Here is a 15,064-nt window from a genome sequence, read left to right on the forward strand (position 1 = left end):
ATTTGTTCCTTAGTTAAAAGGATAGTTAAAATTTTTTAAAATGTTTAAAGATTGAAAACGAAGTTAACGTTAGGCTTTTTCCTCACTTGCTTCATAATTAATATTATTCTCTGCAATTTCGGTCAACAGCTCATCAGTCTTTTTTTCCTCCGAAAGTGTTTCACCTAACAGATCGGCGACGTCATCCAGTCCAAGTGTTTTTGCTAATTGTGTTAATCCGCCGTATGTCGCTATTTCGTAATGCTCAATTTTTTGTGAGGCTAAAATAATTCCAACGTCACGGGTAGCGGAACCATCTTCAGTATCTTCTACAATGGCTTCGCCTTCCTTGACGAGACCTTCCATGGCATCACATTTCTTAGCTTCAACTTTTTCATCGAGTAAGGTGAACACTTCTTCTAATCGTGTGACATGACCTTGTGTTTCTTCCAGATGCGTTTCAATTGCCTGTTTAAGTTCTTCTGAAGAAGCTGCTTTTTTCATTTTAGGTAGTGCTTTTACCAAATGTTTTTCCGCCCAATAGATGTCTTTTATTTCATCTGTAAATAATTCCTGCAAAGCTGACTTTGTGGTGTCATCCATTTGGGGAGCGCCTGTTTGATTTTTTGTTCTTGTTGTGGAGGTCTTAGCCATAATGATGTTTGTTTCCTGCAAAAGGACAACAAGGGTGCCATCGAATAATATGGAAGGAAAGTATTAAAACGGGACATCCCTTTTTAATTATGGGATAAGATGCCTTGTTAATATGGGATGTGTGGAACTTATTCCCGTACAGAATCGAAGGTACTGGCTCGCCCGCGTTTCATTAGACGCCGTTCAATCACCCATTCAGATTACGAGGTTACAATGGTTGAATAACCGGGGAAAGTGAATCAGTCCATTTACCTGCTTTTGCTTTCGTCTTTGAATCCTGGGATCTTTTTTTCAGGTAAGCACTTGTATCGTGTTGCAGGGCGCCTTCGGGCAACCATTGCATCCATTTTCCTAAATCCCTTTCTATTATACGATGGTAAAACGTGGGTAGCTCCGTCGTTTCTCCTTCAAAGTATTGTCTGAACGATTTATCCTTGATTAATTTTTCTTTTACAAGTTTATAAAAACGAATACGTCCGTACCCTTCCGAAGAAATCGCGCGCATGACGTTCATGACCTTCGTTGTAAAGTGCGTGGACGACTTGAACCTATTGTATATCGCCTTTTTGGAAAAAGTGTATTCTGTTAAATCAATGACCTTATCATAAAAATCCACCCACTCATAGTTCTTTGGCTTCAGGTTCATAGCAAGATGATTATTCAAAAAATGGAATGGAAAAGGAAGTACCCTGCCTTCCCTTTGATATTCCAGATTAATGGGTGCTGCTTCACCAAATGATGTGAGCAGAGAATAACCAGGAAATGCCCCTGGTGACTTATCGACAAAACGTTTGGTTAATTCGAAGGGCTCTGCTCCGGAATCACAGTCAAGACCCAAAACAAAATTGGTTTGTATATAAGGGACATGGCGGAGAATCATGTTAACCTGTTCGGAGACTTTGTTCATCTTTTCTTCTGCTCCCAGCTGTGCGGCCATCGACTTGTTTCCCATATCGTACCACGATTCTATCCCTGGCAACAACGCTATAAAATTATGTTGCTGCATGATTTTTAAATGGTCCTCCGTGAGTATGGATAAACTGCTTTCGGCCAGAAAACGAAAACGGTCTGGAGGGGCTACCGAGGCGATAGCATCCATGTTTTCTTTGAAGCGTATTCCCCAGTTCGGATCTTGCCATGCCACCATCGGTTTTTCATATTTCGTAAGCAAGAACTTCAGATCCTCTTTTATAATATCAAAACTAATTTGCTGGTAGGGTTCCGTTGCATCGATACAAAAGGAACAGGTGTATGGACAACCCACGCTGCCCATCATGGGCACAAACTTGAGAAAATATGCTTTTTTATGCGTTTGTTCGATATACTTCCAACGCTCCTTCAAACTTGGAAATTCTACCGGTTGCTTGTTGGCAGAAAGGTGAAGGCCTAGCGGCCGATGTTGTGAACAATCAGCTAAAACTTCTTTGATAGTAGCGTGGTGCGTGAGACCCAACACATAATCAAAGTATTTTACGGCATCGTCGGGATAACAACGTGCATGCGGGCCTCCAAGGACCGTTACTGCACCACTGGCCCTAAAGTAGTTACTCAATGCATAAGCGAGGAATGCTGCTTGTGTAAACGAACAAATAAAAACCAGATCAACGTCCTTTGGTAATTCATCATGCAGGTTTTCAAGCCCCGTATAACAAACGAACGTTACACTATGTCCTTCCTGCTCGCACCACGTAGCCACTACCTGCGGCATAATACTGGCTAAATTGGCATGCATAAATCTTGCCCATAGGGTATTTGTTGGAGCTTTGCTCACCAGATCGATCACGCCGATTTTTAATTTTCTCATCAGGATTTAAATAAGGTAGTAGTTATCACTTGAAGGCTTTTTGATAACGAACAAGATAACTCGGTTTAAGTTAGTCAACAATGACCGAAAAACCATAAATACCTTTTAGGAGGCAATGAATATTTTTAGCCAGCCTACACGAACCTCCATGATTAAACATCTAATTCGGCATTTATTTAAGGGGACGCGCACGCTGTTTATTAGATTAACATCTCCTTTATTTACGCAGAGGACAGCGTTTATACATAAATATGCTAAATGTGCAGACCGGACATGGGGAATATTCCCAGTACTAGTAGGCGAGGCGTTATTAACCGACTATTCCAAATGCCTCTTAACTGTTCGTCAATAGTTTTTTGCTTAGCCGGTCCATCAAAATTATTACGGCGCTGGGGAAGAGACTTTTAAACAATTTCAATAAAACAATGTTTGCTCCCGGCGCATATTCTGTGCCACCTCGTCGGATATTTTTTATAACGTCCGATGCAAATGCATCAGTATTGACAAGTGCCCCTGGATTATTTATTTGTTTTGGCATATCGGTGTCCACGGCGGGCGGGAGGATTTCTATGACTTTAAATTTGGTTTTTTTTAATTGAATTCTTAGACATTTTGTAAAAACGCTCAGTCCTGTCTTAGAGGCGGAATACAGCGGTAAAATAGGTACTGGCATTATCACAATTTCGGACGTATTGTTAATAATTAAATTCTCTTTAGCGTGATCTGCCTGATGAATGAATTCCTGTGTCAGTGCGATGGCTCCTGACAGGTTGGTGCTTATTTTTTCAAATATTTCGTAAGGTGTCAGCTGTTGTTTGCTTAAATTCCATATTTCAACTACACCAGCATTGTTGATCAGCACATCGAGAAGAATGTGTTTAGTTTTTAGGGTGGCAAATAGTTTTACGATTGACTCAGGGTTTGATAGATCTGATACTTCATAATCAATATTGTCACTCTTTGCGGATACGCGTTTCAGCTTGTCTTCGTTTCTACCACAAATCACAACCTTGTTTTCTTTGGATAAATTAATAGCAAGAGCTTCTCCAATTCCTGATCCACCACCCGTGATTAATATGGTATTGCCGTGTAACATGTTTCTTTTTTAAGATTTCGAATGTAGTTTTATAAGAATACATTCGAAAGTAGTTACCTGAAAGTGCATTGGTAAACAAAAAGTAACGTTCAAGATATTCAATTCATTATGAAATAAATTAGTATGAACAATTGTCAAAAAAATTTGAACTCCCTGCGATTTGTACTGGATGTGTTGGGAGGGAAATGGAAAATTCACATTTTGTCGATTCTATATTACGATAAGAAACGCTTCAAAGAACTAGAACGGGAAATTCTAGGGATCTCTGCCAGAATGTTAAGTAAAGAACTTAGGGACCTGGAGGAGATTGGTGTAATAAATCGTGCGACATTCAACACCGTTCCGATTACTGTAGAATACAGTCTAACCCAAGAAGGTTTAACGCTAAAGCCGGTACTGGAGGAAATGATGAGGTGGTCAGAAAAATTCAGAAAAGGCACCGGAAAAATGGAGGTCACGCAACAATAGTAATTTTTTTAAGGGGATCGTAGCGGGATAGGGTCAATCCGTGCATAGACACGGCCACGATTTTGGCAGGGAGAAGAGAGGTTATCGATCAATTTTTAATCCCACAGCCAATGCATTCATTTTATTTAAATATTGTTCATCACCAATTCGAGATAGCAATTCTGCGGATTGGTTTGCGAGGTAAAGGTCAAGTCTGTCTGCCTCTTCATCAGCTTTCAGATTAGCTTGCAGTTGCTCAAAATGAAAATCAAATAAGGAGACGCATAAAGCTTGAGCCAAGTCTTTCTTATTTAACGAAAGAAAAATTTCAGCGGCCTGGAGATTGCTGAAGGAAGGCCTGAGATGGTTAGCGTATAAATGCGCCATTGCAAACAATAAAACTTCCTCTGCTTTAGCTAAATTTGCCTCGTTCACGTATGCAACAGCCAATATATTGAACGACTCTCTCAAAGGAGAGATCGTTCTTGCGTGATAATCCTCATAGTTGAAATATATTTCGTCAACGGATAAATTTCTATAATCGGCTTTTTCTAACAGGTTAATGCGAGAGGTTTCTGTGTCAACCCGAATGTTGTTCTCATTGTTTTTAATTGGTGTTAGCCTATAAAGACTTCCTTCCTGGACAACATAAGCGCTTAAATCAAGGTCTATTGTGTTCAGTGACGTAAAATTGAAATACATGGGCCTTTCCCAATTGTTGCTTGCCAGGATGTCGAGAAAAGCAAGGGCATTTTTTGGCAGATGTTTTCGTTTTATCGGAAGTGTTATTTCCCTGGAAATGTTATCGGCAGAAATGGATGTTGCTTGCAATTTTTCCTTTGCCACACTTTTCTCCTCTATCGTCACTTTCAGTGTTTTGGATGGAACGATGTTATAGCTATCACCAGTCGATGTATGCATTGTCAGCCCTGCATATTCTTCTTTTAACAATTGAAGAAATTTTTTGAGATCGATTCCTCCTTTTATTGTTTCCTGAACATACAACACGTCGTTGGGGCCGTATTGCCGATAGTTCTTGTGATTCAGTGTTAACTTGAATGGCTTTGAATCATAGTAACCCTTCCTAAGTTGGTTAATATACCAATCGGTATTAAAATAACTTAACACCACTACTCTTACATCTGTCCTGAATTTTTCTACTTCTTGAATATACCAGAGCGGAAATGTATCATTATCACCCCCGGTAAATAAAATTGAATTGGCAGCACAACTGCTCAACGTATTCCGGGCGTTATCAATTTGAAATGTTCTGCCAGAACGATTATGGTCGTCATAGTTCTGATATAACATCCAGACCGGGATACCCAAACAAATGAAGGCTATCAAGTAACTCACTATCCGTACCGTTGATCCAATGTTGTATAGTGCTACTGTACCCATACCAACCCAGATGCACCAGGCGATATAGGATCCTATATAAATGTAATCGCGTTCTCTTGGTTCGTTTGGAGTTGAGTTAAGATATAGGGCAAGGACAAGTCCGGTCACCAGAAAAAATGTAGAAATGGAAAAGAAATCTTTACAATTTTTCCGGTATTGATAAAAGATCCCGAATATCCCCAGGGCTAGGGGCAGCATCCAGTATTGGTTATGAGCTTTATTATATCGGTCGGAAGACAAGAAACTGTCCCAGGGTGTCAACCATCTGCTATTTTGACGATCACTTTCTCGTCCGGAAAAATTCCACATGAAGTAGCGTAAGTACATATGACCCAGTTGATAGGAAAACATAAATTTTAAGTTGTGGATAAACCCTGGTTTTTTGTGGTCCTCCAAACCTGTCCATAGCCGATAAGAACGAATATGGTCTTGATCGTTACTATATATTCTTGGCAAAATGGTGTTCCGGTTTTTTTCATATTGATAAGTGGGTAGGATGCCACCAACGTCATAGCGTGTTTCATTTTTGAAATACATTTCCTTGTTGTAGGCGACAGCGTCGATTTCGGCATCGAAGTAAGGACCAAAGAGTAATGGCCGTGAACCGTATGATTCCCGGTTCATGTATGCTTTGATCATGGCTAGATTTTCAGGATTTGTTTCATCGATCGGAGGGTTATGATTGGAACGAATAAAAAGCATCATGTAGGGGGTAAAACCGAGAACTAAGAAGATTACAGCCCAGGTGTAAGAGGAGTAACGAGGGTATTTTTTTACCAAAAAGGCAAATGTGATCGCAAGCAGCACCGATAAAGAAATGGCGCCGGAATAAAAGGGTAAATGGACCTTGTTGACAAAGAATAAATCAAAGGAGAATGCCAATTCAAACAACCCAACGGCTACCAGTCGGTTAATGGCCAGCACAATGACGAGCCCACCTAAGAAGGAAGAGCATAATCTTGCGAATGTTAATTTGCCATATTGAATAACCCACTCAAAAGGCAACATGGCCAGCGCGAGCAGGCACATAGGGTGAATACAATAAGATAACCCGCTGATGTAAAAGATCAGGACTAGCTGACGCTTGCGCGATGAGTCTTTAAGACCTTTGGCTTTGATAATAAGCGAAACAATGAGCAGCAGAAAAAAGCAAGCGATTCCGTAGGTTTCAGCTTCCACTGCCGAGAACCAAAATGTGTCTGAGAAAGCAAGACATAGACTTCCGGACAATGCAGCAATGATCAAAAACGAATTTTTGTTTTTAATTGGCTGCGTCGCCCGTTCTCCGACATAATAAATAATATTGTAGACCAACAACACAGATAGCGCAGAAAAGAAGGCGCTCATCACATTGATGCTCCATGCTACTTTAGATGACTCACCGAAGGAAATTATTGTAAAGATTCGCCCGAAAAGCAATGACAAAGGCGTCCCTGGTGTATGCGGTACTTCGAGCTTGTATGCGGAGGCAATGAACTCTGAGCAATCCCAAAGACTTGCTGTAGGTTCCAGCGTCATCAGGTAGACCATGAACGAAATTAGAAAGGCTGTCAGTCCAAATGCAACCTTCCACCGGTTGATTTTTTTTAGGCTTCCTATGGCAAAATATTGAGCCACCTGTTGGATCCCAATGATTCCCACGATCGGTAGAAAGAATCCAAGCAGAAGCAAGGGAGGCGCGATTCCCAGTGTTAGTATACCAAAGCCATTTGCCATTGGGTCAACCGCCATGCATAAATATCCTACTGATATTAATAGCATGGAAATAAGAAACAGTTTATAATCTTTTTTAGTGAACATGCGTGAATCGAATTAGCTACGGGATAAGTTTATACAGTAAATAAACTTCCAAGGGTTGGCAATGATACTTTCAATTGGTCACGATAAGCGTTAAACAGTGTAAAGAAGTGTTAATGCAGTGTTAAAAAATGCGGACGCAGCATCTGCAATTCGCTAAAAGCTTTAACTTAATGGAATGAAGAATAAACGTTTACAGTCGGTCATCCTTTTGGGAACACTCATTCTCATGTGTCTTTTGGTTTTGCAAGTGTATTGGTTCAAAAAGGCCTTTGATGTGACCGAGAAACAATTTGATCACAGTGTCCAGGTGGCCTTGAAAAAAGTAGCTGATTCTGTTTCAAGATATTCTAAAGTGGAGAAAGTATCTTCTAATTTCTTTTTTGTGCAAACCAACCACGCAATGAATGATCATCACGTTGATAGCTTGCTGGCACGCGAATTTTCACAACGAAATCTGGAGGTGGATTATGAGTTGGGCGTTTATAATGCTGAGGATGATACGTTAGTGTATGGCAACTATGTATCAGCTACAGTAGCCAAGGAAAGCGATATAAACTCTAACCTGCACGTTGTAGGGGCCAAAAAAAACTTTGCTGTTTATTTCCCGACGAAAAGAAGCTACATCACGGCGAAGCTTGATATCTGGATTTTTTCCACCTTCATCCTTTTGTTGATGGTGGGCTTTTTTGCTTATGCTATTCATTCTCTGCTCCGAGAAAAGAAATTTTCGGAGCTGAAAAATGATTTTGTTAACAACATGACTCACGAATTCAAGACACCCGTCACTAACATTGGAATTGCAGGGGAAATCCTTAGGGACAAGACAGCGGCCAGGGAGGATATAAAAGTATATCTTGATATTGTACTTAAGGAAAATGAAAAGCTTCGACAGAAAATTGATCAGGTTTTGTTAGGATCTGCTTCTGATCATTTGAAGCATCGCATGTTAGAAGTTGTTGATGTACATCAGCTCATCTCCGATTGTGCCGATTCGTTTCAACTTAAGATCCAGGAGCGGAATGGCAACTTGACTTTAAATTTCAACGCATCCAAGGGGCTGATCTTAGGGGATCGAGACTTACTTGCCCAAGCGATCAACAACGTTATCGATAATGCCGAGAAATACTCCTTAAGTAAGCCGCATATCTCGGTTCAAACAAGAGATTGTGAAGGCGGCATCGAGATCATGGTTACCGACCACGGCATTGGTATTTCAAAGTCTATGAAGTCAAAGGTTTTTGAAAAGTTTTACAGAGTACCATCGGGCGACGTTCACAGCGTCAAAGGATTCGGCCTGGGCTTAAGCTTTGTGAAAAGCATAATACGTTCGCACCGTGGACAAATCAGCCTTTTTAGTGAGTTAAATAAAGGAACAGAGGTAAGAATTATTTTTCCGAAGATATGAATGAAACTGCCCAAATAATGCTGGTTGAAGATGACGAGAGTCTTGGCTTTCTCATAAAGGATGCCCTGGAAGCGTCTAACTGGAAGGTGAGTTTATGTGCCGATGGTGAAAAAGCACTTACGGCATTTCATCATCATGAATTTAATCTTTGCATCCTTGATATTATGCTACCAGTCAAAAGTGGGTTTGAGCTTGCGATCGAAATCAGAAAATATAATCCAGCCGTGCCGATCGTTTTCCTAACAGCAAAAAGTCAAATCGACGATCGTATACGCGGTTTTCAACTGGGCGCCGATGATTTTGTGAGTAAACCTTTTAGTATTGAAGAATTCAAATATCGCATTGGGGCCGTTTTAAAAAGATCCTTTAAAACAACCGCTTCAGTTCATCAAAGCGCAGTCCTGCAACTTGCAAACTCCTCACTGGATATTCACAATCTTTTATTGAATGCTAACGGTATGTCTACACGTTTGACGTATAAGGAGTGTAAACTGCTGCAAATGTTTTTCAGGCATTCTGACAAGTTGATAGAACGAGAGGTTTTTCTTAAAGCAATATGGGAAGATGAAGGATTCTTTGTAGCAAGAAGTATGGATGTTTTTATTTCAAGACTACGAAAATACCTGGCTACCGATCACGCACTTAAGATCGAAAATATACGGGGAATAGGATATGTGATGAAGGTGGTTAGATAGAACTTACTTGCGTTGAACAATCCTATGTTTAAGAATGGATATAATCTTAACTAATTTTTTTCCCTGACGGGAGAAAACAAAAAGTTCATCCGCTCCAAATACCGATCGTCATTTACACCAGCAATGTGCTTGGGGAATCTTCGATGGTTAACAGGATAAAATATCAGATCCTTTTCCATTAGCTGAGGATCAAAATCCACTTTGGTACTGTCTAGTTTGTGCGTACAAAGAAAGTTTATGATGATGTTTTGATCAATGTGTGCCATAGGAATTATTTTTAATCATGGGCGTCTTAAGTAACTGCCTGATCTGCGAAGACCGGCTGCAAAAAGTAGTACTAAAAGGATGCCTTAATTTATCACGTTCAGGCTTATTTTTAATGATAATTCGAAGAGAATATTGGAGGGTCAGTGGGAGGCGCTGATGATTTTTTTTCTTAAGAATTTTAAATGAATTGGTCTCCAATGAAGCGAACTAAATGAAATTATTGAAAAAAATAAGTGAGGATGGGTATCAGTATTTTACATTCCTAAAATGGACTATCTGACAACTGTTGTTGGGATTGAGAAGAAATGTCAACACACCCTGGAGAAGGATGTCACAAAGGCATTAAGTAAGCCCTGTTATTGCTCCCATAAATATATGACGAGAGACATTTATATGCGAAATGTAATGCAGGGATGACAAATTGAACCGACAAATCCTTTCTAATACTGTCTTGCTTTAGCGGCTGTTGCGTAAGAATTTTTTACGTTATATTGAACGTTAATTACAAACCTTAACAAACTATCACGCATGCGATCCTGGAAATCGAAAGTCCTCCTGATTATTATAGCAATAATTGTAATCATTCAGTTTATTCGTCCGGAAAAAAATGTTTCATCCGAGCCTAGTCCGACAGACATCAGCACTAAGTATTCAATAACGGATCCTGTAAAAGGTGTCCTCGAGAAAGCTTGTACTGATTGTCATAGCAATAACACAAGATATCCCTGGTATTCTCAAGTTCAACCTATTGCATGGTGGATGAATGATCACGTGGAGGAAGGTAAAGGTGAACTGAACTTTTCGACTTTTACGAGTCGTCCATTGGCTATTCAATTTCACAAGTTCGAAGAAGTAGTAGAGACCGTCAAAGAGGGAGAGATGCCTTTGCCGTCGTACACCTGGGTGGGCATGCATCCGGAGGCGAAGCTTTCACAAGAGGAAAAAGATCTTCTTATCCATTGGGCTGAAGAGCAAATGAATGCCATGAAGCAACAATATCCTGCGGATAGTTTAGTTCGTAAGAAAAGATAATGGACTAAGCAACAAGTGGTCCGTTGGGTATTTGCCTTGGACATAGACGGGAAAACTTTTTTTCTGTTAAAATACTTTACATGAAGAAAGGCTCTGAATGCTCAGAGGCCTTTATCATGAAAATCAAACCCGACTATGGTTTGTCTTTCTTTGTCTTTTTTCTGTTTTTATCTGTCTGATCTTGTCCTGATTGACCAGACTGGGTTGATTGATCCTGTGGAGTGGCTTCACTTCCAGTATGACCGGCAGCGCCCTGGCTTGTTTGTCCGGTTTGAGTGGATTGGTCCTGTGAAGACTGAGTTGATTGATCTTGAGTCACGCCCTGATCCTGAGTTGCTCCTTGAGATGACTGGCTTTCATTCGTTCTAATGTCATTGCTTTGTCCTGCAGAATTCTTTACTGTATCCTGCTGTTGCGCCATTGTAGCGAGGCTCATCATTGCTACACCGCAGAGTGTCATTAATACCTTTTTCATGTTGTAATCTTAATTATTGTTTATTTAAATTTTTTATTGTTCGGCTGATAGAAAGATCGTGCCATTTTAACAGACGGCCGTGCCGAATCGATTTAAATTAAATTCTTTTTAACATATGCTGAATGAATTCCACAGTGGGAAAATTTTGCCTTCACCCCAAGCGTTGGGCAACAAGGAAAAGGTCTTCATTATAAGACTGAGTTCTTAGGCGGCTCGTGCGTGTGACTCATCATCTCTAATAAATCATTATAAATCCATAATTATAAATCCATAAAAGTTTGAGACCATCTGGAAGCAAAAAGCGAAGTATGGACGAAAAAAATATTTGACCATTTGATCTATTCCAAGGATGCTGAAGGAAGTAAGGGTGCGATCCGTTTACAATCGTATCTGTTGATTAATTCAACTTGGTGTGACTTTTATTCCTCAAGAAATTCTATCCAGTGTTTGTGAACATTATAGTATTCGGTGGCATAAAACATTCACCCCATTTTCGAAGTAATCCGGCTTGTTATACGAAGATTAAATTATCAACTGTAACACATTGCATGGCACAGTTATTGAAAAATTATTCGGAGAGGCTGCAAAATTGCCGGTCTCAGAAATTATAAACTAACTATAATATTTATGAAAAAATTAGGATTAACGTTGGTAACATTGCTCGCCATTTTTGGTTCAACCCAGGCGCAAAAGCCAGCGGTGGTTTCTACCAATAACGAAGGATGGCAGCATATTGGTCAGACGAGCGCAAGTTTCAAAACCCAAAACGAATCAATCGAAGTTTTGGGGGCTGACGAATTTACTGCAATTAAACTAAAGGTGAGTGAGGCTCCTTTGCATATCGAACGGTTGCAAGTGTTTTATGAATCCGGTGATATGGAAGAAATTAATGTCCGGAGTGATATGAAGGCTGGTTCAGAATCAAGGGTTATTAAATTAAAACATCCCGACCGTGACATTGATAAAGTTGCTTTTACTTACAAGACAACAGAAAATACTGCAGGCGAAAAGGCAGACGTGGCTCTTTACGGATTAAAAACCGGTCAACCCAGTGGCGCCGATAGTTACCGGGATGAAAAGGAGGCCATGAAACAGGATGTTAAGGAGACTAAAGAGGATGTAAAACGTGAGGCAAATGAGACTGCCGAAGAGGCTGACCGGAAAGCCCAATCTGCGGGCGACAAAATTTCGGAAGGTGTGAATGATGCAGCAGCTGCGATCAAAGATGAAAAAATCAAAGATAAAGTAGGGCCTGGTGGAGAGACGGTTTATGTCAACGAAGCAGGGAAGTATTACTATATCAACAATGAAGGTAATAAGGTTTTTATTACGGAACTTCAGTTGAAGGATCCCGATAATTAGACGATACAAATTTCGATGTAAATAAAATTAAGGCACTCCAGACGGGGTGCCTTTTTTTTATCCATTACGATGCGCTGTAACTTGTCTCAGTAGCGTTTCGTTTTAGGTGAAACTTTCGTTGCTAGGAAATATGGGGTACTTTCGTCGAACTAATGCAGCTCAAGCAACGATTTTATAGTTTTGGCGTCTTTATAGTAAATTAATGATGGTTTATTGATCGCCTTATGCTCAGAAATAATTTCAAAATAACCGTGCGTAGCCTGGGGAAAAATAAAGTTTCCTCGGCCATCAACATTTTTGGTTTAACCGTAGGACTCACTTCCTGTTTGTTGATTTCGTTATACATTCAACATGAGGCAAGCTTCGATGCGTTTCAGAAAAATGGAAAGCGCATTGCACGAGTCATCATGGAATATAGTTTCGATGGCAGCACCGAAAGCAAGCGAGGCAATTTTACCAGCACCAAAGTAGCGCCGGAATTTTCCAGAACTTTTCCGGAAGTTGAGTACGGCATACGAATGACAGATCGTGATATGATCGTGAAGCACAATGACAATGCCGTTACAGAACCGTATTTCCTGTTTGCTGATTCTACATTTTTTAAAATATTTTCCGCTGATGTCATTCATGGTAATCCGGACAACGCATTGAACGGTCCCAATAAAGTAGTGTTGACAGAATCCACGGCTAATAAATATTTCGGCGACGAAAATCCCCTCGGTAAGATGCTGTTGACCGGCAGCGATGAAGAACCTTATGAGGTGACCGGCGTAGTTCGTGATTATCCTTCCAACTCACAGATTAAATTTGATTTCCTGGCGTCGTTTTCGTCATTGGGCGCCAATCAGGAAGAAACATATTTTGACGCAAATTATACTACCTATCTTTTATTGAAGGATGAAAATGCCTTTGATCCGTTGCAGAAAAAAATCACACCCTTCATGGAAAAGGCGATGGCAGGTTCGGGTGCCTCTGTAAACTTTATGCTCGAGCGGTTTGATAAAATACACCTGCACTCGGAGTACACCGGATTTGTGCCCAACACCAGCATTACATATTTATACATTCTATCTGGTGTCGCAATGCTCATTCTTGTCATCGTTTCGTTCACCTACATCAATCTGAGTACGGCGCGTTCCATAGCGCGAGCGAAGGAAGTTGGTATACGCAAATCGATCGGCGCTGCACGATCTCAATTATTCTGGCAGTTTATTAATGAGTCTGTTATCATTTGCCTGGTTGCAGTAGTACTCAGCTTTCAACTTATTTTCCTGTCGCTTCCTTTTTTCAATCAGCTCATAAAAAAAGAATTGCCACTTGCCTCTTTGTTGTCGCTGCCCTTTATCGGCTTCTCTTTGCTTGTTGCACTGACGGTAAGTTTTGCGGCGGGAAGTTACCCTGCTATCATACTCTCAGGTTTTCAACCCGTCAAAGTTTTAAAAGGAATCATCAAAACGGATTCAGCCAAATGGGTACAGCAATCTTTAATCGTCTTTCAGTTTGCTATTTCCGTATTCCTTATTGTAGCTACCCTGATCATCCAAAATCAACTTTATTTTATTCAGCATAAAAAATTGGGATACGACCGCAATCATATTGTTGTACTGCCAATGCATGAGCAAGTCCTCGATCGCCTCAGTGTCATTAAACAGGAGTTTAAAACCCATCCTGCTGTTGAAAATGTGTCCCGATGTGTAAGCACGCCGGTGAAGATTGCCGGTGGTTACAATATGCGGTCCGCCGCCATGGGAGAGCAAGAGCAAATCTCTGTGACAGCAACTCCTGTGGACGAAGACTATATCAAGACCACAGGACTTGAAATTATCGCCGGAACTGATCTGACAGAACAGGACATTAAAGATGTTTCTCATAAAAATTCTGCGGAGAGAACTTATCATTTTATTCTGAACGAAAGCGCCGCCAAAGAACTTGGCTGGTCAACGGCGGAAGCTGTAGGAAAAAAAATGTTTATGGGGCATCGTGAAGGTTTTGTCAAGGGAGTGATTCGTGATTTTCATTTTGAATCTATGCATACGAATATTAAGCCGCTTGTGTTGTTTACAGAAATTCGCAGTCACGGCAATTTGTTGGTAAAAGTAAATGGACAGGAGTTATCATCAACCATTTCATTTCTTGAAGCCAAGTGGAAACAACTGCTGCCTTTTGTTCCGTTCGAATATCATTTCCTCGACGACGATTATAATTCTTTGTATCAATCAGAACAGCAACTGGGTACAGTCATGAATTTGTTTTCGGGTATTGCAATTGTATTGGCTTGCCTGGGGTTGTTTGGTTTGTCCACTTTTGTCGTTCAACAACGTATTAAAGAAATCGGCATACGAAAGATACTTGGCGCTTCACTGGTCAATATTGTAAAGCTTCTTTCGGGTAAGTTTACGATGCTGGTACTTCTTGCCGTTTTACTAGCTTCACCACTTGCATACCTGCTCATGAAACAATGGCTGCAAGGTTTTGCGTACCGTACAGAAATTAGCGGATGGACCTTCGTGATCGCTGCGCTATCGGCGCTTGCTATTGCGTTTTTTACGGTCAGTTTACAAAGCATCAAGGCTGCACTCTCAAATCCGGCAGAGACGCTGAAATCGGAATAAGGTCTTGATAGCGTACGCTGAAAGATTCTTGGAAA

Annotated in this window: 12 protein-coding genes; 6 read left to right on the forward strand and 6 right to left on the reverse strand. The window is 40.5% G+C overall.

Annotation, left to right across the window (positions count from 1 at the left end; all coding sequences use genetic code 11):
- Positions 1-69 precede the first annotated feature (69 nt).
- The 3 genes from P2W71_RS11425 to P2W71_RS11435 form a co-directional block, all read right to left on the reverse strand.
- Positions 70-633, reverse strand: a complete 564-nt coding sequence (locus P2W71_RS11425) for a ferritin-like domain-containing protein (RefSeq protein ID WP_276370984.1) — start codon at positions 631-633, stop codon at positions 70-72.
- 208 nt (positions 634-841) lie between these two features.
- Complete coding sequence (locus tag P2W71_RS11430) at positions 842-2,437, reverse strand: hypothetical protein (protein ID WP_276370986.1); 1,596 nt, start codon at positions 2,435-2,437, stop codon at positions 842-844.
- Between the two features lie 334 nt (positions 2,438-2,771).
- Positions 2,772-3,533, reverse strand: coding sequence for an SDR family NAD(P)-dependent oxidoreductase (locus P2W71_RS11435; RefSeq protein ID WP_276370988.1), 762 nt, complete (start codon positions 3,531-3,533; stop codon positions 2,772-2,774).
- A gap of 123 nt (positions 3,534-3,656) precedes the next feature.
- Here P2W71_RS11435 and P2W71_RS11440 point away from each other — a divergent pair, with 123 nt between their 5' ends.
- Positions 3,657-4,001 (forward strand): helix-turn-helix domain-containing protein, encoded by a 345-nt coding sequence (locus P2W71_RS11440; RefSeq protein ID WP_276370990.1) that lies wholly within the window; start codon positions 3,657-3,659, stop codon positions 3,999-4,001.
- 81 nt (positions 4,002-4,082) lie between these two features.
- On the opposite strand, the gene P2W71_RS11445 is transcribed toward P2W71_RS11440, so the two are convergent.
- Positions 4,083-7,142, reverse strand: a complete 3,060-nt coding sequence (locus tag P2W71_RS11445; RefSeq protein ID WP_276370992.1) for a DUF2723 domain-containing protein — start codon at positions 7,140-7,142, stop codon at positions 4,083-4,085.
- A 214-nt stretch (positions 7,143-7,356) separates the two neighbouring features.
- Here P2W71_RS11445 and P2W71_RS11450 point away from each other — a divergent pair, with 214 nt between their 5' ends.
- Together P2W71_RS11450 and P2W71_RS11455 are read left to right on the forward strand one after the other, a co-directional pair.
- Positions 7,357-8,586 carry a HAMP domain-containing sensor histidine kinase gene (locus P2W71_RS11450; protein ID WP_276370994.1) on the forward strand — a complete coding sequence of 410 codons (1,230 nt, stop codon included), beginning with the start codon at positions 7,357-7,359 and terminating at the stop codon, positions 8,584-8,586.
- Positions 8,587-8,603: 17 nt separating this feature from the next.
- Positions 8,604-9,281 (forward strand): response regulator transcription factor, encoded by a 678-nt coding sequence (locus P2W71_RS11455; RefSeq protein ID WP_276370997.1) that lies wholly within the window; start codon positions 8,604-8,606, stop codon positions 9,279-9,281.
- A gap of 50 nt (positions 9,282-9,331) precedes the next feature.
- On the opposite strand, the gene P2W71_RS11460 is transcribed toward P2W71_RS11455, so the two are convergent.
- Positions 9,332-9,547 carry a hypothetical protein gene (locus tag P2W71_RS11460; protein ID WP_276370999.1) on the reverse strand — a complete coding sequence of 72 codons (216 nt, stop codon included), beginning with the start codon at positions 9,545-9,547 and terminating at the stop codon, positions 9,332-9,334.
- 529 nt (positions 9,548-10,076) lie between these two features.
- On the opposite strand from P2W71_RS11460, the gene P2W71_RS11465 reads away from it, so the two are divergent.
- A complete protein-coding gene (locus tag P2W71_RS11465; RefSeq protein WP_276371001.1) occupies positions 10,077-10,580 on the forward strand; it encodes a heme-binding domain-containing protein in 504 nt (167 codons plus the stop codon).
- Positions 10,581-10,713: 133 nt separating this feature from the next.
- Here P2W71_RS11465 and P2W71_RS11470 read toward each other — a convergent pair whose 3' ends face one another.
- On the reverse strand, positions 10,714-11,055 hold the full coding sequence (locus P2W71_RS11470) for a hypothetical protein (RefSeq protein ID WP_276371002.1): 342 nt from the start codon (positions 11,053-11,055) through the stop codon (positions 10,714-10,716).
- A 627-nt stretch (positions 11,056-11,682) separates the two neighbouring features.
- Here P2W71_RS11470 and P2W71_RS11475 point away from each other — a divergent pair.
- Both P2W71_RS11475 and P2W71_RS11480 read left to right on the forward strand, forming a co-directional pair.
- The gene (locus tag P2W71_RS11475; protein WP_276371004.1) at positions 11,683-12,417 is read left to right on the forward strand and encodes a hypothetical protein; all 735 of its coding nucleotides are present in this window, start codon (positions 11,683-11,685) and stop codon (positions 12,415-12,417) included.
- A 224-nt stretch (positions 12,418-12,641) separates the two neighbouring features.
- Complete coding sequence (locus tag P2W71_RS11480) at positions 12,642-15,029, forward strand: ABC transporter permease (protein ID WP_276371006.1); 2,388 nt, start codon at positions 12,642-12,644, stop codon at positions 15,027-15,029.
- Positions 15,030-15,064: the final 35 nt, after the last annotated feature.

Origin of the sequence: Chryseolinea sp. H1M3-3, from assembly GCF_029360725.1 — a bacterium.
Taxonomy (GTDB): Bacteria; Bacteroidota; Bacteroidia; order Cytophagales; family Cyclobacteriaceae; genus Chryseolinea.